The organism is Roseburia yibonii, from assembly GCF_014297335.1.
In the GTDB taxonomy this organism is placed as follows: Bacteria; Bacillota; Clostridia; order Lachnospirales; family Lachnospiraceae; genus Roseburia_D; species Roseburia_D yibonii.
In genome coordinates this window covers 88,611-114,076 of the sequence record NZ_JACOQH010000006.1, presented here as the reverse complement: position 1 = coordinate 114,076, position 25,466 = coordinate 88,611, and the positions used below count along the sequence as shown (strand labels likewise).

Genomic DNA, 25,466 nt, shown 5'->3' with positions numbered 1-25,466 from the left:
CTCTCTCCTTTCAGCTTCCTGCACATTTCTGACACGCATGATAGCCCTGTGCTTCCGAAAGCCTTATCAGATAAACCATTCTCTTTAGCCCACCGCAGGTCAGGCTTGAATGATAACGGTTTCCATAACTTGTAATGTAAACGGTGCCTCCTTCCATCCCACAGGAAGCACACCTCGTATAACGCGCTCCATCCGCATTTCTCAAACTCCCTACCATGGAATAACTCACACTCTGTATACTCAGATCCAGATAAGCGCAGTCCATGGTGGCATGATACGCATGTCCATGCGGTGTCACATAAACAAAACGATCCTGTTCCATCCCCGCATCATCTTTGCTGTACCCCGTCCATTTCCTTGTTTTTACCGACTGGACAATTCTGATTTCCTGCTTTCCGAAAAAGCCGATCGGAAGCGGAATCTCATAGGTGGTGTAAAGTTGAATATAATTTCCGGTAAAGGATGACCTCACCGCGTCCAGACTGACCGTTCCACACCCCTGGTATACCGATGCGTCGCCCGCGTCTTTTTTCGCTCCATGAAAGATCGCTTCCGCCTCCGCCAGACTTAAAAGTGTTCCTTTTTCCTCACTCTCCCAGGCAAGCACCGCCATCTTTCTTCCGGTGTACTGCAATGCTTCTTCCACCGTCTGCTGCACCATGAGCACCCGGAAAAAGAATAGGATCGTGACAAGAAGTCCGGCAAAAAGCGGAAATATCACTGCTGCCTCTATCGTAAATGACGCTTTCCCGGAGGCACAAAACGGTGCCCCTTTGGCAAAGAGAGAGCTTTTTTTCTTTTTTCGAAAAGAGGTAAAGAGACACCGCTTCGCACCTCCTTTCTCAGGTATCCAGATAGGATATTTTCTTTTCATAGGTAAACTGATATGTTTCATCACTGATATCTCCGATCCTGACAAGCCGCAAAAACAATGGTTTCGCCTCATAGCAGACAGTCACTTTCATTCTTTGTGCCATAGAATCCATGCGCAGATTCTGATTCCCGGACCAGACCCGGACATTTTTTTCGATCAGATCCATCGCACGGTAATTCAATTTCTCCTGTGTTTCAAAATAGAGCATTTTCTGCAGATAATCTTCGTAAGAGAAACCGTCTTCGCTTTCTTTTACTTTCTGTGTTCCCGAAAACGCCCCGGAAAGATTGGACAGCCCAAGTGTCCAGTTTTCCGCTGACTTGATGAGCGCTACCTTTCCTCCCGCAAGCAGCGTGCGCAGATCGAGAATGCTCTCCGCGTATGCCCATGCTACAACGATCCCCATCTTCGCCAGCTCTATGATCCCCGGATTTCCGGTGAATCCCACCAGCGCGGTCGCTGCCGCAAGTGCTTCTTCCATCTTTGCCGCATCCCCCAAAAGGTATAAAATGTTTGCCGCAAGGCGTATCGCAAGAATCCGATGTACCACACTTTCCAGATTTTCCTGATCGGAGGCTTTTCCAACCAACAGATATTCCAGTTCATAATCCAGAACACGGTTTTCATTTGACCTGGTATAACATCCAAAATGATCCTGTAAATATTTCTGATACAAAATTTTTTCGTAGAAGCCCGCATTGTAATACCCAGGACTGTTTCCCTCCTGTTTGGTCCGGTTTTCCACAGTGTCCGTCAAATTTAAAGCCTTTACCGACAGTGCATCCGGGTTTTCCACAGTCTGGGCAAGAATCGCGGATGTCTTATGCGCACTCACCGTTTCCACCGGATTCTCGACCTCCTCCAACGGCTGCACGATCTCTCCCTGCTCCTGCCTTTGTCTGTTTTCTTCTTTCTTGCGGTTGCGTTCCTCCATGATCGTCCTTTGTGCCTGATTCATCGTCTCTTCCGGATGATCCGCGCTCTCTTCCACATTATTTATCCCGGTTATCTTTTCATACAACGCTTCCGCCGCCTGATAAGGCACTTCATTTTTTACTGACTCCACCGCCTGTGAAAAGAACGCCATGCCGCCGTCATCGGTTGCAAGTTCATACTCATCGATCACACACTGTGTCACATTCATTCGATAAAAATTGGCACTTTTGTTGATCCATCCCTCCGTCTTTGGATTCAGATTTTCCTGATTTAAGGCCAGTATGCGTTCTTTCAGTTTCGTAAGATCCATAAGCTGCTCTCCGTAACCAAGATCCAGAAACAGAAGATCATACTGATCCCAGATCTCTTTCTGATATTCCGCAAACGCCGACTCGACCGACAGCATCGCATTCATATCCGCCTTTGCATCCAATCCCGGAAAACGCGCCGCTTCTAATAAGGTAAAAAGTACCGAAGCCACCAGCAGCATGACCAGTGAAACAAATATTGTCATGCTGCCGTCTCTTTTTTGATCCTTTATTCTCATACTCTCTGGGACTCTGTCGTAATGGTCTTGAATATATTATTGACCAGCACGGTGAGCTGTTCTTTAAAGATCAAAACCAGTCCGATCAAAACGACAAGGATCAGGATCACCTCCACAACGCCAACTCCGTCTTCTTCTGCCATAAATTCCTTCCATTTTTCCATGAAATTATTCCTCCTTCTTTTTTACAGTTGAAATGATATGCATGCAGGCACCAGTATGACCGCCATCACAAGCATAAGCATCAGCATCATCGGAAGCAGAAGTTTTGTCCCCGCTTCCTCACCTGCCTTTTTTGCCAGTTCCCTGCGGAGGGCATATGCCTCCTGTGCTTCCTCTTCTAACAGTCTGGTCAGTTCCTGCTGCCCCTTTCTTATGTTCTGCGTAATAATAGAAACCATTTTTCGATACTGCGTCAGACCGCACCGCTCACCAAAACGCAGATACGCGTTCCGCTCGCTGACTCCGTCCCGCATTTCATTGCAGGTAAGGAGCATCTCCTCATATACCGGATCTTCTTTCGTCAGATGCTGCTTTCTCTGCGCTTTGTATGTACCAGCGATCTTTTCCCAGGCAGACGACACTGACATTCCCGCACCGAGCAGCAGCGTAAGCTTACTTATCATCTCGGGATAACCGGCAAGCAGCAGCTTTTCTCTGCGCTCATATTCTTTTTTCTGATCTTCCCGCTCCTTCATAACCACTGCTGCCGCAGCAATAATGCCAAGAAACGCAAAGTTTACCGCATCCCGGCTTTTCTTTTCCTGCCACTTGATGGCATAGCCTTCCACCTGCTCCGGCAGCGCAATGTAATTTTGAGATGCCGTCTTTTCATTTGCCTCCGCCACTGCCGCATCCAGTTGTTTTTTTATATATTCCGTCTGCGTCAGTTTCTGTGGCAGCACTTTAAAATAGAAACTATAGACCAAAATACTGTCCTGACAGGTCATCTCAAGTTTTGCCTGCACATAAATGCCGCTCTCCGGCACCGCATCCTCTATGATCGTTCCATCCGGCTGCATCACTTCGTAATTATCAAAGCTCCACTCTGCCTGCACCAGCCCGTCGGCAAGCGTGGCAGGCAGCACAACATTTTCCCGTATTTCGTCCGTTGAATCGTTATCCCCGATAAAAATCTGTTCCGCTTCCTCTTTCGCATTTTGAAACACCTCCTCCTTCTCTTCTGCGGTGAGCTGCCGCTCTGCGATGACCGCCTGATACGGTTCTTCCTCGCTTCCCGGAAGCGTCACCTCAAGTGCCTCCGTCCGATCTCCCTGTCCGGGCGATTTTCTCTCAATGCGGTTTCCGGCGTCTAAGACCGTTTCATTTCTGGCACGGATCGCTATCACAATTCCCAGTGCCGCGATCACAAGCAGGATCACCGGTGCCCTGCGGCGGCTTCCGGTCTGCTTCTTTTTTACGGCAATGACCAGCCAGATAACCGCCATCACCGCCTCTGCTATGCAAAATACCACTTTTGCCCTCTCCTCTCTTATACTGATATATCTACAATCTTTTCCGCGATCCGCATGGCAGCCAGATACAAAGCCAGACATCCGGTCATGAACAAAATGCCGACTGCATTCCCATACAGCACCGACAGAAATCCCGGTGACGTCACATCCAGATAAAACAGGATAAAAACCGGAACCGCCTGCATGACTTTCTGCTCCAGACGTTTTGCCGCCATAACAGTCTCTATTTCCCGTTTCACCTCTATCTTGTCCGCGATCTTTCGCACTGTCGCCTTTATGATCTGTACAAAATCTCCTCCACCGCGCTTTGCAAATACCAGCACCTGGCAAAAGCTTTCCACATCCTCCATGCCGCTTCTCTTTGAAAAATCTAAAAGAAGCGGTTCCAACGGCTGATTGCATGCCGTCTTTACATTGATCTCTTTTAATTCGCGCACCATACAGGACTCGGTTCCATATAGCTGGGTCATTTCTTTTTCCGCTTCCCGGAACGCATTTTCCATGGAATATCCCGCTAACAGCGCACCTGCCACCGCCTGAAGGCTCTCTTTAAATTCCACCCCGAGCTTTTCCCTGCGTCTGCGGATGTATTCCTGTTTCTTTCTCTTTGCCAGAAACAGATACACGGGAATACATCCCGCCATCACATACACCGAGCGGTAACACAGAAACGCTATGACCGCAGTCACCGCAATACTCTCAAAAACAATAAGGATCCGCTCCTTCGCGCAAAACTGATACTTTCGATAATCCATACCCTGTCCTCTCTGTCATTCTCCGGCAAAATAAAGCTTGTCCTTGTGTTTCAGTTCCCCGGCTTTTTCCCAGACTCCTTCTACCCGGCTGTTGTCATGACCGGTTTCCCGGAACAAAAACAGCGGTTGCAGGACGATCTCCCCGTCTTTTATGCCATCCACCTCCGCGATCTCAAGTACTTTCCGGCTTCGGTCGCGCATTCTTCCAAGATGGACAAAAATATCTATTCCGGACGCGATCTGTCCGCGGATCGCCGCAAGCGGAAGCTCCATCCCCATCAACACCATGGTCTCCAGTCTGCTTAACATATCTCTCGCTGAATTGGCATGACCGGTGCTGAGGCTTCCATCGTGACCGGTATTCATCGCCTGCAGCATATCAAGCGCTTCCGCCCCACGGCATTCGCCCACGATAATTCTGTCCGGACGCATGCGCAGGGCTGTTTTTATCAGGTCGCGCATCGATACCGCATTGGTTCCCTGCGCATTCGCGTTTCTGGTCTCCAACCGCACCAGATTGGGGATCCCGGTGATCTTTAACTCGGCGGAATCCTCGATCGTGATGATACGTTCCTCCTCGGGTATAAATTCTGACAGCGCATTTAAAAATGTGGTTTTCCCGGAACCTGTTCCACCGGAAACAAAGATGTTGTATCCCGCCCGCACCAGCTTCTTCAAAAAGTCTGCCGCTTCCTCGGATATGGAATGATACGCCAGAAGCTGCCGCATACCTAACGGTTCTTTGGGAAATTTCCGGATACAGATCATGGATCCGTCGAGTGCGATCGGATGCAGAACGATGTTTACCCTGGATCCGTCCGAAAGACGTGTATCCACGATCGGGCTGGACTCATTCACCATCCGGTTGCTGTTTCCGGCGATCTGCTGAATGATATCTTCCAGCTTGTCGACGGAGGAGAACTGCTTGTCCCACTGATACAGCCCGCCCCGTTTCTCATAGAAAATCTTTTCCGGGCCATTCACCATGATCTCTGTAATCTCCTCATCTTCTAAAAGCTCCTGTAAGACATCCAGCTTGCGCAGCGAATTAAATACACGCTCCGTAAGCTTTTCCCGCTGCATCAGCGAGATCACCCTGCCGCGCCTGCTCTCTTTCATCTCTTCCTGGATGAGATCGCACAGTTCTTCATCTGCGAGATCCCGTGAAACATCCATGCGTTCCAGCACGTTTTTGCGGATCTCATCCCCCTGCTCCTTCGACATTTGCTCCTCCTTTCAGCTGCTTTCGGATATAATCACCGAATTCTCCCCATTCGAGTTCCTGCATCAGACTTTTTCCCTGTGAAATGACGCACTGCCCGGACACCGGGATAAGATGCAGACGCTCTCTTAACGCCGCGCCTCCGTATTCCTCCACGCACTGCAGGAACTGGCCGAGCCGCTGCTTCGCCCCCTGATTTTCCCTGGTCAGGCAGTAGATCTCCGCGCACTGTTCCAAAAGATCAAAGAAACCTGCAAACATGCCGCCCAGATCCCAGACGATCACATCATAGTCTGTTTCGACAAGAAGCCACACAAGCAGCGCCTGATAGTCCTCTTTTCCTGCCTCCCGCAGGATCTCTCCAAAGAAGACCGGCGGCAGATAATCCACATCCCCAAACTGATGCAGCATACTTTCAAAACGTAACCGGAGATTCTTTTCCTGTCTTCTCAGATAAAAGAGGAAATCTCCGATGTTTTCTTTATATTTTTCTTCAAAAAGCTCTTCAAACCCGGCGCACTCCATCAGGTTTAAGTACAGCACCCGCTCTTTCGCCGCGCAGATCTTCGCATAGCCCATCGCCAGATACATCTGGGAAAACTCCTGATGCGGCGAATAAAACGCCACACTCCGCTTTTCTTTTCCAAGAACGGAAACCATTTTTGTGTCATCCAGTCTTTCTCCCGCCAGCCTGCAGATCCCCCGCAGGATCTCCGGCGCTTTCTGGTATTTTAAAATACATGGATATTCCCGGTATTCCTCCGATACCATTTCATCGCCCAGAAGCGCAAATATGACACCGCCATACGAAAGGATATCGGGGGCAAAAAAATCTTCTGTCATTAAAACCACATCCACACCGGATTCCAAAAGTAATTTTTTCAGCTCCTTTTTTTGCGAGCAGACGCAGGCCTCCACCATCTCACTCTGATTTGCCTGCAAATACTCGACAAGCCTGCTGCAATAGAGTTCTTCCTCGTCACAAATTGCCGCCCTTATTTTTCTCAACACATCACCTCCAACAGATAGCACAGATATCCCATCAGGATCGGAACCGAAAAACAGATGGTATCAGCCGCATTCCGACTGCTCCGATAAGATGTAACCTGTCCTGTGTGGACCGTGCGCTTTGCGTAATCCATAAGGCTTTTCATTCTCTGCCGCAGACTTTTTTCTTTTACCATACGGAAAAGAGAAATGCCCGCGCCGAAAAGAAATGCAAGAAATACGCATCTGCACAATCCACTCATATTCAAAAAAACACCAATTACGGAAAATAATTTGATATCGCCTGCGCCAAGCGCATGCATCAGAAATAACAGATAAAATACGATAACCGGAATAGAAATATAAATGAAAAAGTATAGGATTCCCACTGCTCCGTGTTCCTTTAACTGGAAAAAAAGTCCGATTCCAATTCCGAAAAAGATCAGCCGGTTACTGATCTTTTCCGTACACAGATCCATCCACGCCGCCGCAAAAAGGATCATAAGCAGCGTAAGATATTTTAACACCTCTGTCTCATCACCTCGCTTTGATACCACGAATTATACGGTACATTTTCTTACTTGTACATGTCGTTTCGCGAAAGTTTGAAATTTTTTTATTTTTTACAGGAACTGGCAAAACGCGATCCCATAAAGCAGGGCAAAGCCTCCCGTCCCGAGACTTCCCAGTGTGATCGCGCTAAGCGGATTGATCCCGACTGCCACCGCCACTCCGTTTGCCTGTAAAAAACTGTTCAGGAAATATACGCAGACCAGTCCAACCACCATGCGCACGAAAAAATTTAAGATCATTTCTGCTTTTTTCTTCATCATTCCAATGAGCAGTACAACGACGCACATTGAAAGAATGATGACTGCTCCGTATTTTTGCTCCATATGTTGTCCGCTTCGTCTGTTTTCCCTACAATATATACGGATTTTTATGATTTATTCTTATTTTTGTATAGAATGGAGATTTTTGCTTATACTTAGTAAAAAGAGGATTTTTCCCATAAGAAAGCGGGGGATATGATTGTTTCAGTTATTGAAGAACAACCGAAAAACAGACCGGCATTATATGCTTTTATTAGATGATCTCGCCCGTACCAAGAGCGAGCTTGAAAACGCCTATGCCACTTTTGAAAATATGGTGGAACCGGATCTGATCGATGCTTCCATCTACGAAGTCAAAGCGGTGCAGATGAGATATCAGTTCTTGCTTGCCCGGGTAAAACAAATAGAGGATTCTTATACAAAGAATCCTCTGGATGCCTCCGACTGAAAGCTTTCGTTTAAATTATTTTTTCCATAAGTAATGCCCGCGTATACCTGCTCGGTGTTGTGCATAAGCGGTTCTGATGTGTCCTTTGCCGCAGCTTCGGCGAAGCCTCCGCGAAGTCCGCAAAGAACCGTCTGTGCATGTCCGATCCCGGTAAGATCCTGCTTTGCCATTGCAAGCGCAAGCTCTTCCCTGCAATATACATAGAGTGCGTATAAAGTATCCGCCGGACTGTATTTGAAATTTAAAGAGTCTTGAAGCTGTACCAGTACCCGGTCCGCATGGCGCAGACCAGCTTTAAATCCTTCCCGGTCTTCTGCCTCAAGTGCGGCTTTTGCCTCATCCAGGTAGGTCAGCATAATGTCATACATCGTAACAATCAGCGAAGTACGGTTATCCTGACTGACCCTTCTTGTAAATTCCTGTATTTTTTCTTTCTGCATTGCTCACATTCCCTCTTTACTGTAAGAGCTGTAATACCTGCTGTGGAATATCGTTCGCCTGTGCAAGCACGGACGTTCCTGCCTGCTGTAATACCTGCTGGTTTGCGTAAGTCGTCATCTCTGTCGCCATATCGATATCCTTAATACGGGAGAATGCCGCCGTCAGATCTTCATCTGTCTGTGCAAGACTGCTGCTTGAATAATCCAGACGGTTGGTGTAAGCTCCGATCTTGGAACGTGCGTCAGATACCATGGCAATCGCGTCATCTAAGGTATCCATTGCCTTATCCGGTCCAGCCATCGTTGTCACGTCAACGGTATCCAGATACAGTGTCTCGGAAGAGATCTTCGGGATACGCGCTTTGACAAGCTGATGCTCATTAGCACCGACCTGAACCTCCATGGTTCCCATGTCGGTCACTTCAAGTTTTACCGGATTGTTCTGTGTAGTATCAAAATTGTCATCCAAAAGGAAATCAATGGAAAATCCGTCTTTGTCGGTTACTTTGATGCGGTTTCCGCTTGTCGTAACGGTAGCTGTCTTTTCGAAGTTGGATCCCGGCTCTGCCGCATCATTCTTAAATACCAGTGTCACTTCCGCATCTTTACCGAATACCGGAGTTCCCGTGATCTGTGTCTCTGTAAATTCCTCGGATTCAATGTTGGTAACTTTATAGGAAATATCCAGTTTTTCCAGGCTGCCGTATGCAGCTGATGTAAATTTCACCGTTCCGTCTGCCTGAATATCCGCAACCGCGTCACCTTTTTCTGCGCAGGTACGGATCTTTTCTTTGATCGCTTCATCGGTATCGGTCGCTTCGATCGTTACTTTGTAACCATTAATATTTAATTCTGTCTCTTCGCCGTCTGCCGGTCTTAATTCTGTGACAAGATCTGCCGCGTAATCAAATTCCGCTTTCTCACCGGTTGCTGTGACATTTACCTTGTAATCGCCGGTTGCGACATAATCGGAAATATTGATCCTTCCGACATTTTTTCCATAAACTCTGGTATCCATCGTTCCATCCAACAGGGACTGTGAGTTGTATTCGGTGTCCTTGGAGATACGATCCACTTCTTCGACCAGCTTATCGATCTCTGCCTGGGATGCCTGCTTGTCCTCCTGGGTGTTCGTATCGTTTGCCGCCTGAACGGAAAGCTCACGCATTCTCTGAAGGATGCTTGTAACCTCGTTTAAGGCTCCGTCCGCCGTATTCAATGCGGATGTTGCATTCTGCGCGTTGCGGTTTGCCTGCTCGATACCATTGATCTGCTGCTGCATTTTATTTGAGATCGCAAGTCCTGCCGGATCATCCTTCGCGTTGTTGATCCTGAGTCCGGAAGATAAACGCTCAATAGAATCTGTCAGGTTGCTCTCTGTACGAAGCAGCTGACTGTTTGAAATTACTGCTGAAATATTATGATTGACTTTCATATATGCACCTCTTCATCTTCTTTGTAAGCCCCGCGTCCATGCGTTCAAGTGACAGTCCGTGTCAGATATCTATTTATTATATCGGCTCTTTTTTATTTTTCTTAATGGTTAAAGTGATTTCGCTGTTTCAAGGAATTTCCGCGCGATGGTATAAAGCGTCGTTGTCTGCACTTTGGAAAGTTCCTTTTCGCCTTCCTGCTTTACGGCTTCTTTCTGCTCAAAGTGTGTAAGATCCAGGCTCTCGCTCGTCACAAACGAGATCTCCGCCGCGGCCGCGCCTTCGGTATTCTCAGAAAGCTCCGTCTTTATCGCTTCCTGTAACGCATCTGCGTGCTCGCTTAAAAATTCTGTGGTTTCTTTTCGGTCGGAAGCAATGTAACCGGACACGGTATTTCCGGATGCCTTTAACTCCGCCGCTACTTTCCCAAGATGATCCGTCTCAAACGTGATATTGACGAGTCCCTTTTTGGCATCATCACGGATGACCCGAAGATGTACACTTGTGATCTCATTCTGGATCAGAACCGGGATCGCGTAGGTTTCATTTTTTGCAAGCATACCGCCGAGTTCGATCTGCGTGCGCATCAGCTTCATTTCTTTTACCTGCATGCTGGTCACATTCGCGTGATCCACAAGCATGGTATCCATCACACTTGCAGCCCTCTTTTCCAGTTCTTCCTCCGCTGCCTTCATCTCTTCCGGTGTCTTTACTGCTTCACCGTATTTTTCAAGCATTTCGGCTTTTGCGGCTTCGATATCCGTATCTGCCTCCCGCTCCGTTTCGGATGCAAACAGCTTTCGGAACGCACCGTTTCTGTTTTCCATGTATTCCTGCGCCGCAAGCACATTGTATACGGTATTCGGGACATCATAATCCGCAAGCATCTGGTAAACCTCGTCCGATGCCTTCATGCATGCCGCAATATCCGCCTGCTGTCCGCGCACATATCTTTCCTGTTCCTCGTCCTGTACTTCGGCTTTGGCGTTTCTGAGCTGCTCTAAAAGCTGTTCCGGTGTCAGGTCTTCCCAGCCGCTTTCTTTCACCGCAAGCCGTACCGCCTCCGGAGAGATCAGTTCCTTCGCCATCTTCGCACAGTCGGTCTGATATGCTTTTTCGATCTGCGCTGTGATCGAATTGTTGTTTCCGGTCAGCTCCGATATCGCTCCGAAATTGTCATCCACCGTAACATCCATATTCTGATGCTTTAAGGAACGCACACCGGTCAGAAGATTCCGCATCGTGACCTCGGTGCCCTGCTCGATGAGCGCTCCGATGACTGCACCGTCTGTTTTTTCCACCTGGTTTAACAGGCGGTAGATCCCGATATAGGCATCCCGCTCCTCATCAGAAATCTCATTGTTGTTTTCCAGCTTCCACAGATATTCGCTGAAGTGCTCGCTTCCGTCATCATCCAGACTGTTTTTGATCTCTTCCGCAGTACGGTTTAATTCCGTAATATCCATGTCCAGCGGATTGATGCCCTTTTTTATCATCTCGCGCACAACCGCCGGAGAAAGGTTCGCAAATGCGCGCTGTACCTGTGCGTCCGCCTCTTTCATCTGCGCGATCGACGTTTCATTGATATCAAGACGGTTATAGGCAAGAATCCGCACCGCACGCTCATTGCTCTCACTGGTCTCAAGATTTAAGTCTTCCAGAATATCATCCACATTCTGAAATGCCTTGGTGATCGAATCTCCAAGATCCCTGCGCGGTTCCGTCATAAGCGTCTCGTAACTCTCATTCGCGCGCTTTAAGCTCTGCTCTAACGCGCTTCCCGCGTCATGCAGTCCCTGAAGCGTGGACAGATCCGCGCTTTTGATACCGAGCGTATATGCCGGCATCGTCTTTAAGGATGTGACTACATCCGTCGTATCCGCAAACAGCTTCACATTCTCCGCTGTCGCTGCCGCGCCGCCCTGCTCCAGGAGATTTTTATAGTAAGTGTTTTCCACGTTTATCAGTTCTTCTACAAGTTCCGCCAACGGCACGGTGTCGATCGAAATGCCCTGCTTTAACAGGGAATAGTTTGCCTCTGCCGTCATCGCAAGCCTTGTCTCCTCCAGCTTACGCTTTGCGGTCACAAACGCGATGTCCGTATCGCTAAGATCCACCGGTATCACCGTTTCGTCTGCATTCTGCATTTCCGACCACGCAAGATTCTGGATGTTAAGCTCCAGTCCCGCTCCGACCACAGTCTTTACATCCTGATCAGTCGCGCTGTCTACCACCGCTAACGCGTCTTTTGCCCGGTCTGCCAGAGAGTATCCGGAAATCAGCATCGCGTCTTTGGGACGTTTTCCCTCCGCTACCGCATCCGTGATCGCATTTAATACTTTCTCCTGATCGAGCGGTGCGTCCATCTCTTTTAATTCTCCGAGATAGGTGAGGTTTTCCGGTGTCAGCGCTATGTCGTTTTGCAGCATAAAGTACGCATTTCCAAGTGTTTCCTCATTTACCGGAAGTCCCGCTTTTTTTATCACGTTTTCGATCTGATCCTGCATTGCGGCATAATCATCCGCCGCTTTTGCCGGTGCACTGTAGCTTGCGCTTCCACTGTACTCTGCCTTGTAAATATTTTCGATGGTCGGCGGAAGTTCGTTATCCAGCATATATTTCATCGCGCCGTCCGACAGTCCGTTGATCCCTTCGGTCTGACTTACCGCCTCCATGGACTCCGTAAGATTTTCTTCCGTCACCGGCAGATCCGCCTGTGTCAGGCTGTTTGCGATCTGCGCCGCAAGCGCCGGATTTCCGGTCATCTCCGTCAGCACTTCTTCACTCAGCCCGTCGCCCATGCAGCTTACATCTACGCCCGCCTTTGCGAGCTGCATCTTCATCTTATCGGTCTCGGTCACGATCGTCTCCACATCGGTTCCGCCCAGCGAAAATCCGTCTTTTCCGATCCCGACGCAGTCTTTTGTGGTCGCCGAATTTCCCGCAAACAGCATTTCATTTTTTATTAAGGTCGCATCCAGTGCGCCCGCCTGCGCCATCACATCGGCTATCGTTCCTTTTCCTTCCTCCGCCGGATTTCCATATGTCACCTGTGTGGTCTTTTTATCTTTCACAAAGAAATCTGAAGCCACATCGGTCCCTGCCGCTGTACCCTCAACTTTTCCCCTGATCTCTATCCCATCATTCTGGGTCACATCAAAAATACCTGATTTTTCAATTCTCATCGCTTTTATGCCTCCGCACCCTCTGCTTTTTTTGCCGAGCAGTCTACTAATATTTATGTCGGTGAAAAACGGAAAAAACTTTAGGAGATTCACGCAATTCCTGCCTAAAAAAGGAAGGCGCTTATAATTTAAGCGCCCTCCTTTAAAAAATCCTTTTTTATTTGTAGGAAAAAACTGCCACTCCATATCCCGGAAGCGGATACGCAATGGAATACTCTCTTCCGTCACATTCCGAATGCTCTGCCTTGATCGAAGCCGGTCTCTTTTCTCCCGATCCGCCAAATGCGGCATCATCACTGTTTAACACCAGCTTGTAGGTGCTTGCCTTTGGAACTCCGACCCGGTAATCTTCCCGCGCTACCGGTGTGAAATTGCATACAAACAGGAGATTGTTCTTTCCGTCCTTGCTCTTGCGCACAAAACTGAAAATACTCCGGTCGGCATCATTGGCATTGATCCACTCGAATCCGCCCCAGTCATGATCGTTTTCATACATGCACGGATTCTTTTTGTACAGATGGAGCAGTGCCTTCACAAAATCCTGCAGATGTTTGTGTCTTGGATCTTCCAGCAGATACCAGTCCAGTTCCCGCTCCTCGCTCCACTCTCTGCTCTGTCCGAAATCCTGTCCCATAAACAAAAGCTTCTTGCCCTGATGTCCTAACATAAACGCATAACCGACCATAAGGTTTTTGAATTTCTCATCCTCAAGTCCCGGCATCTTATTTAACATCGAGCATTTCAGATGTACCACTTCATCATGCGATAACACCAGGATATAGCGTTCGCTGCCGTTATAACTCATTGCGAATGTCATCTTGTTGTGGTTGCCTTTTCGGAAATACGGATCCAGTTTCATATAATCGAGGAAATCATGCATCCAACCCATATTCCACTTGTAGCTGAAATTGAGCCCGCCGTTTTCCGCCGGTCCGGTCACCATCGGCCATGCGGTGGATTCCTCCGCGATCATCACGGTTCCGTGGTTTCTGCCTGTGATCAGTGTGTTGATATGACGGAAGAACTCAACCGCCTCCAGATTTTTGTTCTCGCCAAACTGGTTTGGCACCCACTGTCCCGGCTGCTTTCCATAGTCCAGATACAGCATGGATGCCACCGCATCCACACGCAGTCCATCCACATGATAATGCTCGATCCAGAGCAGAGCGCTTCCGATCAGGAAATTTTTGACCTGTGCCTTGCCATAATCAAAAATCTTTGTTCCCCACTCCGGATGCTCGCCTTTTCTCGGATCCGCATACTCATAAAGCGGTTCGCCGTCAAAGTCCGCCAGACCGTGCGCATCTCTCGGAAAATGCGCCGGAACCCAGTCTAAGATGACACCGATCTTGTTTTTGTGCAGATAATTGATCAGGTACATAAAATCTTCCGGCGTACCGTAACGTGAAGTCGGCGCAAAATATCCGGTCACCTGATAGCCCCAGGAACCGTCGTACGGATACTCCGCGATCCCCATCAGCTCTACATGTGTATAGCCCATTTCTTTGACATATGCTGTCAGCGAATGTGCCAGATCCCGGTATGTGTAAAAGCCTTCATCTTCCCTGCCCGGATGACGCATCCAGGAACCCGGATGCACCTCATAGATCGTCATCGGCTGCGCGTAAATATCTTTCACCGCAGCCCTTGCCTTCATCCACGCATCATCCGACCATTTGAAATGCATGATATCCGCGACCGCCGACGCCGTACCCGGTCTTTTTTCCGCGTAATTGGCATACGGATCTGCCTTGTATAACTTTGTCCCATCCGACGTCACGATAAGATACTTATAAAGCTCCCCGCATTTCACTCCCGGAATAAAGCATGCGTAGATCCCGGCTTCTTCCGGTTTCAACCGCTCCATTTCATTGGCATTTTCATTCCAGCCATTGAATGTTCCTATGACGTACACCTGCGCCGCATGCGGTGCCCACACCTGAAACAGTACACCCTGCACCCCGTCTTCTTCTGCCGGATGTGCCCCCATCTGTTTGTAAATTTCATAATGTGTTCCCTGTCCGAAATAATACATATCCAGTTCTGAAAACTTACCCGTCATATAAAAACCCCCTTATCGCTTATTCGTCAAAATCTTTTTCGCGCAGTGCGATATAATCATCTTCCGTATATCTACGGGAAGTAATGATGTCAAACATTTTCTTGAATCCGACCTTTTCCGCTCTCGCAACCGCTTCATCCACGATCTCCTTTACCTCCGTGAGGTTGGTCGGCTCATCCAGTCTCTGAATATTACTGATCCGGTTATAGAGCGCGAGCGTTGCCATTTCATCAATATCGTATCCAAGCTCATTCGCGTAAACTTTCGCGAACGCAACCAGCTCATCGCTTGTAAAGATCGGGATCACGATCTTTTCCTTAAATCTCTCCGCAAATTTTTCATCTCTGCCAAGTGCCTTGCGCAGTCCCTCTTTGGTATCCTCCATGATAATGAGGATATCACTCGCGTCACTTTCCAGACAGAGGGAAAGGCGTACCGCTGTTTCCCTGGAAATATCCCCGGCGCTTTCAATGATCAGGCAGCCGCCTGCCACCTTACGCAGCAGCATCGCGATATCTTTTTGATTTAATGATTTTCCTTCGATCTTTCCGATCCGTCCGTTTGGTCTGCCTGTCTCTTTTTGCAGAGCCTTGATCAGATTGGTCGCAAGAACTGTCTTTCCGCTTCCCCGGATTCCCTGGATCAGAATATGTCCGAATCCATTTCCTTTTTTTAACGGTCGGCTGCATCCGAACAGTGCTTTCGCAACCTGTTCTTCCATCCCATTGACCGGCATGAAATAGGTAAACAGTTTCTTTATCTCCGGCGTCAGCTTTTTCGGTGCTTCTTCCGGCACTTCCTCTTCGGCCTCTTGCGGTGTTTCCTGCTCTTCTTCGTCCGGCTCTCCGTCTGCATACTCCGTCACGAGCGCCTGCTCTAACTTCTGGTGCATTCCCTCAAGATCCGGCTCGACTGTCTCGGTCTCCTCAAAGATCTCCTCCGGCACCTCATCGGTTTCCGCCGCGTCGCTTTCCGGTTCTTCGACCTCTGCTTCATCCGGCTCGTATTCGTCAGTCTCTGTTTCTTCGAAGAATGCTTCGTCGGTTTCCGTTTCATCCGGCTCGTATCCATCAGTCTCCGCCTCTTCGAAAAATATTTCATCGGCTTCTTTCGGATCAGCCTCTTCCGGTTCGGATTCCCCGGTGAGTTCTTCGGACGCCTCCGCAGCCTCTTCCATCGGCTCTTCGACCGGTTCTTCCATATGATCCTCGTTCAAGTCTTCCGGATCCTCTGTCTTTTCCGGTTCTTCGAAATCTTCATCCAAAAGATCATCATCATGGAAGAATGTGCGCTTCATGAATTCTTCCAGACTCGGGATCCGCTTCGTCGGCTGCACCATCTTTCTCTTCAACTGTTCTTCTCTGGACTCCCTGGTCTCTTCTTTTTTCTGTTTTAAGATCTCATCGAGATCTTCGGTCGTATTTTTTACTTTATCGATCTTCTGCTGCAGGATCTGGTTCATATTGGCAACGATCTGACCTGCCGCTTCCTCTTCCACCGGTGTGCCGGTCTGAAAAGAAGTATGCGCCGCCTCAAGTTCCGGAACGATATCCTTAAGCCGATCCATAATCTCTTCTGTCTCTTTTAACGCTTTCTTCCGGGCTGCCTCAAGTCTGCGCTTCTCCGCCTCCTGCATGGCAGCCTCTGCGGCGCGCTTGGTCTTTTCCCATTCACCGAGCACATCGGAAATGCTCATCTGACCGCCCGGTTCCTCGCCAAGCATTTCCTGAAAATTGATCTTTAAGGAACCATCGATCTCCTCATCCGTCTCAATATGTCCGTATTTTTTTTCCTGCCGCTCTCTTTCTTCCGGCGTTTCTTCCCTGGGCATCTGAAGATAAGGGATATCCTCGACCATCTTTTTGATATTATCCATGGTGTCAGAGACGGTCTCTTTCTCTGTCGCATCCATGATCTGCTGCATGCTCTTCGCAAGCTCTTTCTGGAGGTTCACGGTATTGAATTTTTCCGTGTTCGTTTTTACTCTCGGGATCTGCACGGTCTCCGCCACGATCTCACCGGAGGCGAGGTCTTCATCCTGACGTACCTCCATGACGCCTTCCCGCTCGATCTTTTCTCTTGTGATATTGCGGTACTTCTCCTCCTGCTGCGGAGTGAGCGGCTGATACAGCATTTTTAATTCCAGTGCTTTTTCCACATAAATGCCATCGCCAAACCAGAGCACCAGCTCATCACAGGCATCGATGCACTGGTCGCTCATGCCCGCCCGATGATAAAGCTCGGCCAGTTCAAACGCCCATTTTTCCGTGTATTCCTGCTCTTTTAATTCTTCTAATATCGCGATCTGCTCCGTAATCGGTTCGCCTTGTTCCCGGCTTAACTCATAGCGGAGCACATATTTCAAATTGTCATGCGGCGCGATCTCCACAAATTCCTCGTAGTAATCTTTGGCTTCATCAAAATTATGTGTATGTATCGCAAGCTCTGCCAGACGATAGATGATCGTTCTGCCGATCGGTGACCGGTCATATGCCATAAGAAGCACATCCCTGCTGTCCTCGTAACGCTGCATATGACTGTATATCTCACTGGCAAGCACCAGAGAATTTACGTTTTTTACTTTTCTCCAGTTGATCGTGTCCGCAATCTCTTCTGCCTTTTCGTAATCTCCCTGTCCCACCAGACTTTTCATCTCGTCCAGCTTCAATTTATATTCATATTTATCCAAAATATGTCACCTCAAAATCTGCTATTCAACCAGAAAATACCATATGGTGAAAGTACCCCTGATTATTGATTTCAGTGTAACATAACAGGTGCCTTCTGTCAAAAATATCTGCGCCCGAATCCGACAAAATTTCCGGCTTTTTCCGCGGTCTGCATCTTTCTCGTCGCTATTAAAATAAAGTGTGCGCTTACCGCACACTTTCGCGCGCGAGCGGTATGTTCAACATAAACTTCATCTCCGCGAGCTGCGCATCCCCGCGGAGCGTTTTTGAATCATAGGAAGGAATTTCCTATGATTCAAAAAAAGATGAAAGCCTTATTCGGCTTTCACCTTTTCATCCTCAGATGCCTCTTTCTTTGCCTCTTTTTCTTTATAATTCATCGCATTCGTTTTTGTGTCAATATCTACCAGCATGATGTATTCATCGGTTTTATCCGGCAGACTTCTTTTCCGCAGGAAATAATTTACAATATTGCGGACGATGTAGTAAATTACTGCAAATGTCGGCACTCCGAGGATCATTCCCGGCACTCCGAACATTCCGCCCCCGATCAGGATTGCAAACACAACCCAGAAGGAAGACAGCCCCGTGGAATTTCCGAGGATCTTCGGTCCCAAAATATTCCCGTCAAACTGCTGCAGGATGATGATAAAGATCAAAAAGTAAAGTCCCTGCAACGGATTTGCCAGTGCGATTATGATAAAACTCGGGATCGCCCCGATATACGGTCCGAAAAACGGGATCACGTTCGTCACTCCGACGATCACGGAAACCAGTACCGTATACGGCATATTCATAATAAGGAGCACCACATAACAGATCACACCGATGATCACCGAATCCAGGATCTTTCCTGTAATAAATCCGCCAAAGATCTGATTGCTCTTGCGCACGGTCCGCACAATAATATTTCCGCGCTCCGGTTTAAAGATCGCATATATGATCTTCTTTGACTGACCGATAAATTTTTCTTTTTCCATCAGTACATAGACGGAAACGATCAGTCCGATGATCGTATTGAACAACAGCTTCACCATCGAGATTACGCCGCTCGTAATGGATGCCAGATAGGTCGTCGCCTGCGGCAGGACATCGGTCTGCACCCAGTTCTCAAAGTAGCTTGCCGCCCGGTCGAGCGTATCATTCATAAACGCCGCCGTCTCCTTATCTCCCTTAAACTGCGTGTCTATCCACTTGGAAAGCTGTTCCACTTCGTCCGGCAGGGAGGTGAACATCCCCGTAATACTCTGTATGAGCTGCGGAATCACCATCATAAGAAGTCCGTACACAATCAGAACCAGGAGTAACAGCGACAACGCGATCCCGATCCCTCTTGACATTTTCCATACTTTCTTCTCGTCGTGGATCTTTTTGCTAAAAAGCGTTTTTAAATGACTTTCTAAAAACATCATGACCGGGTTCAGCAGATAGGCGACCACCAGACCGATGATGATCGGCTGCAATACCTTCATCAGCTTCCGCCAGCCGGACGCAAAACCGTTATAGCGGTAGATCAAGAAGAACACAAGGATACAGCAGCAAAATACAACAAAGACTAACAGCGCTATCATCAGATAGGACTTCAGATTGGAATCCAGTTTATCTTTTTTCTCCTGTTCCTGTGGAACTTTCTTTTCCTGCTCTGCCATGTGCTCTTCCCTCCTTTAACCTCTGTAATAATTGATGAGACATCCTTTGAGAATGATCGTTCTCTCATCCTCTGTCAGTTCACCCATCTGAAGCGTGAACGGAACCAGCTTTCCATCCTTTACCACAAATGCGTCGATCTCTGTCTTTTTCTGCTCGATCGCTTCCCGGATCTCCGGTACAAACAGATAATCTCCATTCCGGAATGGCAGTTCCCCTTCCGGGATCAGAAATGGAAGCATACCCCAGTTGATCAGGTTCGAACGATAACGCTTGGTCGCATATTCATTGGCAATGTTTGCCCATCCACCAAGTACCTTCTGACATGACGCAGCCTGCTCACGCGCAGAGCCGTCTCCCGGTTTTACCGCGAAGATCGTGCTTCCGACACCAAGATTCTCTTTTGTCACATCTGTATATTCTTTTTTGATTGTTTCAATAACCGGTGCAATTTCAGCAAATCCTTCTTCCGGATTCTTTCCTTCTTCGATCGCTTTCTGTGCTTTCTGTACTTCCTTGGCACGTCCAACGTAAGCCGGATCTTTTCTGGAAAGCGCAAATTCTGCCAGTCCAAGCGGATTGGAACGGAAAGAAGATGTCTCACCGGACGGGATCAGCTCATCTGTCGTTGTGACCGGATCGTGGATCTCGGAAACAACTTTTAATACCATATGCTCCGGAAGCGCACTCATTGCCGGCCAGTCTTTGATGTTCGGTCCAAACTGGATCTCAACCGACGGATCTGCAACTCCCTTGGAGTCAAATACACGGTTCTCATAAATGGTCTTGTCAAAGAAATATTTCGGCTTTGTATAATTTACATCCATATCTGCCGCAGAGGTAAGAATACCCTTGTTGGCCGCAGTTGCCGCGATCGAACGGGCATCCATAAGCGCAACGGAAGCCACCTGTCCGTTCTGCACCTTAGAACCTTCACGGTTCGGGAAGTTTCTGGTGGAATGACGGATGGAAAACGCGTTGTTTGCCGGTGTATCGCCGGCGCCGAAACATGGTCCGCAGAACGCAGTCTTTACGATCGCTCCGGTCTCCATCAGAGATGCCACTGCACCGTTCTTTACCAGTTCCATGTAAACCGGTGTACTTGCCGGATATACACTTAACGTAAACTCATTCGCTCCGATGGATTTTCCTTTTAAGATATCCGCCGCGTCGCAGATATTTTCAAATCCGCCGCCCGCGCATCCTGCAATGATACCCTGATCCACATAAAGTTTTCCGTCTCTTACCTTGCTCTTTAAGTCCAGTTTGACTGCCCCGTCGAAGCTGACCTCGGCGCGCTTCTCACAGTCATCCAGAATATCCATAAGGTTCGCGTTCAGTTCATCAATCGTGTAGGTGTTGCTCGGATGGAACGGCATTGCGATCATTGGCTTGATCGTGCTAAGGTCGATCTCGATCATTCCGTCATAATATGCTACTTTACCCGGATTTAACTCTTTGTATTCACCGACTCTTCCGTGAATATCATAAAACTCTTTTACTTTTTCATCGGTTCTCCAGATGGAAGACAGGCAGGTCGTCTCTGTCGTCATAACATCCACACCGATCCGGTAGTCCACGCTCAGATTGGAAACGCCCGGTCCTACAAATTCCATAACTTTATTTTTTACATATCCACGGTCAAATACTTCTCCGATGATCGCAAGCGCGATATCCTGCGGACCTACACCCTTCGCCGGTGTTCCGGTCAGATATACACCAACTACGCCCGGCATATTGATATCGTATGTCTTACTGAGCAGCTGTTTTACCAGCTCTGGTCCGCCTTCCCCGATCGCCATGGTTCCAAGTGCCCCGTAGCGGGTATGGGAATCGGATCCAAGGATCATTTTTCCACCGCCTGCAAGCATTTCGCGGGCGAACTGATGGATAACTGCCTGATGAGGCGGTACATAGACTCCGCCGTACTTCTTTGCGCAGGTCAGTCCAAACATGTGGTCATCTTCATTGATCGTTCCACCTACCGCACACAGACTGTTGTGGCAGTTGGTAAGGACGTAAGGAATCGGGAATTTTTCCAGTCCGGATGCCCGGGCTGTCTGAATAATACCGACAAATGTGATATCGTGGGATGTCAGCTTGTCAAATTTGATCTGAAGCTTTTCCATGCTGCCGGATGTGTTGTGCTCTTTTAAAATACCGTAAGCGATCGTATTTTTCGCCGCTTCACTGCTCGTTATCGTCTCACCGGTCCGGCTCTTTATGATATCCGCGGCATCTCTGCCATCTTCCACAAGCTCAGTGCCGTTCAACAAATATGCGCCTTTGTCGTATAATTTCATATTTTTCCCTCCTGAATATGTAAGCAAAATCGGCGGTAAAACGCGTCACCGCCGACATCAGTGTTCCTAGTCACACATTATATATGAACTTTTTTCACTTGACAAGTACTTTAGCACACTAATCTGTTGCATTTTGATCCTGTCTGCCGGAAATGCGCGGGAACCGTACCGACGCTGTAAAAAGGTCGCCATCCAGCCCGATCGTAAACGATCCATCCATCAGTACCGTAAGATTTTTGGCGATGGAAAGACCAAGTCCGCTTCCTTCGGTGGAACGCGATGTATCTCCGCGGATGAAACGCTCGGTCAGCTCGGTCGTATCCACATGCAGTTCCTGCTCCGAAATATTTTTTATGGAAAATTCCATCTCGGTCTCGCCCGCTTCCACCGTCACATACACTCTGGTATGCGCAAGCGCGTATTTTGCGACATTATTGTACAGATTTTCCACCACACGCCAGATACGCCTGCCATCTGCCATGATATATACCGGTTCTTTGGGCAGCTTCGTGATCGTAGTCAGATCCTTTGCCTCGAATTTTTCATTGAATTCTCCGCCGGTCTGATAGATCAGCTCCACAAAATCGATGCACTGCATATGAAGCTCGATATTGCCGGAACTGATTTTCGACGCTTCCACAAGATCCTCCGTCAGCTGCTTTAACCGCTGTGCCTTGGAATCCAGGATGTCCACATATTCACGCAGATGTTCATCCTCAATGTGCTCCATTTTTATAAGGTTTACATAATTTATGATCGAAGTCAGCGGCGTTTTGATATCATGCGATACATTGGTGATCAGATCCGCTTTCATACGCTCATTCTTGGTGTTTTCATCCACCGCGCAGTACAGTCCGTCACCGATATTGTTGACGGCGTCCGCCATCTTTTTGTTTGCCTCATAAAAACCTTCGGTATCGATCTTGAACTTGAGGTTTCCCTCTGCAATCTTATTTACCCCTTCCAAGAGCCGCATCTTCTGGATGGCATTGCGCAGCTGATAGACAAAAGCGCCCAACATAATGCCCGCCACGCAGATTAACGCAAGGAAGCTCTGATGCACAAATACCAGATACAGCAACAGAAACAATATCACGCTTCCGCCGGCAAAGCAGACAAAGATCCGTCCCGCCAGGCGGATATTTTTTATGATCTTTGTGATCCCGCAGATCAGCCAGTAAAGCAGGCTGCTCTTCCAGAGCATTTCCGCTTTTACCCGCCGCACAAGACTTAAATAGAGCGCCAGGAACACACTGTCACACACATAGGTCATGGTTCCCGCCATAATGAGCATTCCCGGTATCTTCCATTCCCCGTACACGATCTGCATCGCCGCCACCGTAGTTAAAACCACAAAAAGGAGCTGCGCCACAAAGATAACCTCTGTCTTTACACGGTCGATCCAGTACAGGCGGATCTTTGTCTCCTCTCCATCCACACGGCCTGCCGCCATGGTAATGAGCACAAGCGTCATGATAAATGAGATAATGCTGCCCGCCAGCAGAAAGATCCCTCCGATGATCCACGGATGATACTGTCCAAATTCCCGGTTGGCAGACGCAAACGAGTCCGCATACGGAAAGTCCGTATCCACCGTGATCAGAACCACCGTATTTTCTCCGACCGCTCCCGCCATATGCTCCAGCTGGTCATAAAAGTATTCTTCCATGCCATCCACATTCGTGCGCATACGCAGCGAGACATTATCGTAGTAGAAGTAGCTGCCAAAATCCTCCATGGCATTTTGTAACTCGTCCTCTACTTCTTTGTCCGTCATATTGGTATATACATCCTCAGGATCACTGGTCTCATAATCACCCGTTTTGCTGATCCAGTACCGCACGTTGGAGTCGTTTACATCATATTTGTTCAGATAACGTTTATAAAGTCCAAGATCCGTACTAATGGTATCAAGTACCTGTTCTGTCATCTGCGAGATACGTCTCGCCTCAGCCTCATCCATAGTACCATCCGAAAGACACTGGTGCAGGCTCTTCCCGGATAACGGCGTGTATTCCTCCTCCAGGATCCCGGATTCATCTTCCGAATAGCCGGCAGCCGCCCATTTTAAGAGATCTCCAAGCCGATAGTACGATCGGAATCCGGTCTGTTCCTCAATATCGTCTTCCTCCGGCTCCTTTAACGCGCCGATCCTGCCACTGGCATATGCCATAACGTCAACGGTTTTGTCTTCGTCATAGACACCGTCTTTTTCAAACTGTTCTTTCAGCGTCACATACTTGATCAGTTCCTGGGCGGTCTTTTGAAACACATCCGTATAATAACCCGAATTCACAAACGAGGTATCTAAGATATCGTTGGTATTCAACATCCTGCGGTCAAACAGCGCACTGAGCAACACAATAGAAACTACAAGCAGCACCGCAAAGATCTGCTGTAATATCACAAGCCATATTTTTGTTCCCGTGGTATACCGGAATTTTCTCATGGAGTACCTGCCTTTGTTTCGTTAATTCTTATCAATTTTGTATCCAACGCCCCAGACAACCTTCAAATAGCGCGGTTCTTTCGGATTGATCTCGATCTTTTCGCGGATGTGCCGGATATGTACCGCCACAGTGTTATCTGCGCCTATGGCATCTTCATTCCAGATATTTTCATAGATCTGATTGATCGAGAAAACTTTTCCCTGGTTTTTCATCAAAAGCAGCAAAATATTGTATTCGATCGGTGTCAGTTTCACGATCTCGCCGTCTACGGTGACTTCCTTTAACTCATCATTGATGGCAAGACCACCGACCTGATAAACCGCCTGCCCGTTTTCCGCAGCGTTTCCAAGCTTGGTGTAGCGGCGCAGCTGTGACTTCACGCGCGCCACCAGTTCTAACGGATTAAACGGTTTGGTAATATAATCGTCCGCCCCGACGTTTAACCCCAGTATCTTGTCCGTATCCTCTGATTTCGCTGATAAAATTATGATCGGAATGCTGCTCTCCTCGCGGATCTTTAAGGTCGCGCGGATACCGTCCAGTTTCGGCATCATCACATCTATGATCAAAAGATGTATCTCTTCTTCTTTTAAGATCTTTAAGGCATCCTCGCCATCATACGCGCGGAATACCTGGTAGCCTTCCTGCTGTAAATAAATCTCGATCGCTTCTACGATCTCCTTATCATCATCACATACTAAAATGTTCAATTTCTTCCCACCCTTCTCCCTCATTTTATCAGTTTTTCTTAAAAATAGCTTTTGGTAATTCTTAAGCTTTTTTTAAGATTCCTCCTTCTCCTCTAAAAGTTTCATGAACTCTTCACCGGTGATCGTCTCCTGCTCATAGAGATATTTCGCGATCTTATGAAGTTTATCCATATTGGCGGAAAGCAGTTCCCCGAGTCCTGCGAAAATGAGGATCGGCAGGATCCAGGTCAGGAGAAAGGAAAGGAGCGGGCTCATCTCTTTTTGTACAACACGGTCAAACGAGCATCCCGCGTCATATAAGCGTTCCACCAGATCCGGGTCTTCAAATGCCGCCGTCTCGTAATAATTCGGCGTCTCCTCCTTATCCTGGAAATAGATCATATCATCTTCGATCTGGACTTTGGACACTTCCTTTTTATCCACCATACTTAAGAATATTCCATAATCCACTTCTACTCCATAATACGAA

General features: G+C 48.1%; 20 protein-coding genes. 1 reads left to right on the top strand and 19 read right to left on the bottom strand.

Annotated elements, in window-relative coordinates:
• Nucleotides 1–10: 10 nt before the first annotated feature.
• From H8Z76_RS09525 to H8Z76_RS09485, 9 genes are all read right to left on the bottom strand, one after another.
• Nucleotides 11–874, bottom strand: coding sequence for a TadE/TadG family type IV pilus assembly protein (locus H8Z76_RS09525; protein ID WP_243240526.1), 864 nt, complete (start codon nucleotides 872–874; stop codon nucleotides 11–13).
• Nucleotides 843–2,324 carry a DUF5702 domain-containing protein gene (locus H8Z76_RS09520; RefSeq protein ID WP_186982339.1) on the bottom strand — a complete coding sequence of 494 codons (1,482 nt, stop codon included), beginning with the start codon at nucleotides 2,322–2,324 and terminating at the stop codon, nucleotides 843–845. The genes H8Z76_RS09525 and H8Z76_RS09520 overlap by 32 nt, the downstream gene beginning before the upstream one ends.
• Before the next feature lie 29 nt (nucleotides 2,325–2,353).
• A complete protein-coding gene (locus H8Z76_RS09515; protein ID WP_186982338.1) occupies nucleotides 2,354–2,521 on the bottom strand; it encodes a Flp1 family type IVb pilin in 168 nt (55 codons plus the stop codon).
• 21 nt (nucleotides 2,522–2,542) lie between these two features.
• The gene (locus H8Z76_RS13890; protein WP_186982337.1) at nucleotides 2,543–3,832 is read right to left on the bottom strand and encodes a type II secretion system F family protein; all 1,290 of its coding nucleotides are present in this window, start codon (nucleotides 3,830–3,832) and stop codon (nucleotides 2,543–2,545) included.
• Nucleotides 3,833–3,849: 17 nt separating this feature from the next.
• Nucleotides 3,850–4,587, bottom strand: coding sequence for a type II secretion system F family protein (locus H8Z76_RS09505; protein ID WP_022515554.1), 738 nt, complete (start codon nucleotides 4,585–4,587; stop codon nucleotides 3,850–3,852).
• Nucleotides 4,588–4,602: 15 nt separating this feature from the next.
• Nucleotides 4,603–5,811, bottom strand: coding sequence for a CpaF family protein (locus H8Z76_RS09500; RefSeq protein WP_186982336.1), 1,209 nt, complete (start codon nucleotides 5,809–5,811; stop codon nucleotides 4,603–4,605).
• On the bottom strand, nucleotides 5,789–6,817 hold the full coding sequence (locus tag H8Z76_RS09495) for a P-loop NTPase family protein (RefSeq protein ID WP_186982335.1): 1,029 nt from the start codon (nucleotides 6,815–6,817) through the stop codon (nucleotides 5,789–5,791). The genes H8Z76_RS09500 and H8Z76_RS09495 overlap by 23 nt, the downstream gene beginning before the upstream one ends.
• On the bottom strand, nucleotides 6,814–7,323 hold the full coding sequence (locus H8Z76_RS09490; protein ID WP_186982334.1) for an A24 family peptidase: 510 nt from the start codon (nucleotides 7,321–7,323) through the stop codon (nucleotides 6,814–6,816). Before H8Z76_RS09490 ends, H8Z76_RS09495 begins: the two co-directional genes overlap by 4 nt.
• A 96-nt stretch (nucleotides 7,324–7,419) precedes the next feature.
• Nucleotides 7,420–7,692: a pro-sigmaK processing inhibitor BofA family protein gene (locus H8Z76_RS09485; protein ID WP_186982333.1), complete on the bottom strand. Its 273-nt coding sequence runs from the start codon at nucleotides 7,690–7,692 to the stop codon at nucleotides 7,420–7,422.
• A gap of 136 nt (nucleotides 7,693–7,828) precedes the next feature.
• On the opposite strand from H8Z76_RS09485, the gene H8Z76_RS09480 reads away from it, so the two are divergent.
• Nucleotides 7,829–8,077: a DUF2508 family protein gene (locus H8Z76_RS09480; protein WP_022515559.1), complete on the top strand. Its 249-nt coding sequence runs from the start codon at nucleotides 7,829–7,831 to the stop codon at nucleotides 8,075–8,077.
• On the opposite strand, the gene H8Z76_RS09475 is transcribed toward H8Z76_RS09480, so the two are convergent.
• From H8Z76_RS09475 to H8Z76_RS09430, 10 genes are all read right to left on the bottom strand, one after another.
• Nucleotides 8,044–8,517, bottom strand: coding sequence for a flagellar export chaperone FliS (locus H8Z76_RS09475; RefSeq protein ID WP_022515560.1), 474 nt, complete (start codon nucleotides 8,515–8,517; stop codon nucleotides 8,044–8,046). The genes H8Z76_RS09480 and H8Z76_RS09475 overlap by 34 nt on opposite strands.
• 16 nt (nucleotides 8,518–8,533) lie before the next feature.
• Nucleotides 8,534–9,952, bottom strand: coding sequence for a flagellin N-terminal helical domain-containing protein (locus H8Z76_RS09470; protein WP_186982332.1), 1,419 nt, complete (start codon nucleotides 9,950–9,952; stop codon nucleotides 8,534–8,536).
• Between the two features lie 108 nt (nucleotides 9,953–10,060).
• The gene (locus tag H8Z76_RS09465; protein ID WP_186982331.1) at nucleotides 10,061–13,135 is read right to left on the bottom strand and encodes a DUF6240 domain-containing protein; all 3,075 of its coding nucleotides are present in this window, start codon (nucleotides 13,133–13,135) and stop codon (nucleotides 10,061–10,063) included.
• 157 nt (nucleotides 13,136–13,292) lie between these two features.
• Nucleotides 13,293–15,197 (bottom strand): 1,4-alpha-glucan branching protein GlgB, encoded by a 1,905-nt coding sequence (gene glgB, locus H8Z76_RS09460; RefSeq protein ID WP_186982330.1) that lies wholly within the window; start codon nucleotides 15,195–15,197, stop codon nucleotides 13,293–13,295.
• 19 nt (nucleotides 15,198–15,216) lie between these two features.
• On the bottom strand, nucleotides 15,217–17,886 hold the full coding sequence (locus H8Z76_RS09455; protein WP_186982329.1) for a hypothetical protein: 2,670 nt from the start codon (nucleotides 17,884–17,886) through the stop codon (nucleotides 15,217–15,219).
• A gap of 315 nt (nucleotides 17,887–18,201) precedes the next feature.
• Complete coding sequence (locus tag H8Z76_RS09450) at nucleotides 18,202–19,536, bottom strand: AI-2E family transporter (RefSeq protein ID WP_022515566.1); 1,335 nt, start codon at nucleotides 19,534–19,536, stop codon at nucleotides 18,202–18,204.
• 15 nt (nucleotides 19,537–19,551) lie between these two features.
• Complete coding sequence (locus H8Z76_RS09445; protein ID WP_022515567.1) at nucleotides 19,552–21,837, bottom strand: hydratase; 2,286 nt, start codon at nucleotides 21,835–21,837, stop codon at nucleotides 19,552–19,554.
• A gap of 118 nt (nucleotides 21,838–21,955) precedes the next feature.
• Nucleotides 21,956–24,286 (bottom strand): sensor histidine kinase, encoded by a 2,331-nt coding sequence (locus H8Z76_RS09440; RefSeq protein ID WP_186982328.1) that lies wholly within the window; start codon nucleotides 24,284–24,286, stop codon nucleotides 21,956–21,958.
• Between the two features lie 21 nt (nucleotides 24,287–24,307).
• On the bottom strand, nucleotides 24,308–24,997 hold the full coding sequence (locus H8Z76_RS09435; RefSeq protein ID WP_243240512.1) for a response regulator transcription factor: 690 nt from the start codon (nucleotides 24,995–24,997) through the stop codon (nucleotides 24,308–24,310).
• Between the two features lie 72 nt (nucleotides 24,998–25,069).
• Entirely contained in the window at nucleotides 25,070–25,447 is a 378-nt protein-coding gene (locus tag H8Z76_RS09430; RefSeq protein ID WP_330595050.1) for an ATP-dependent metallopeptidase FtsH/Yme1/Tma family protein, read from the bottom strand.
• Nucleotides 25,448–25,466 lie beyond the last annotated feature (19 nt).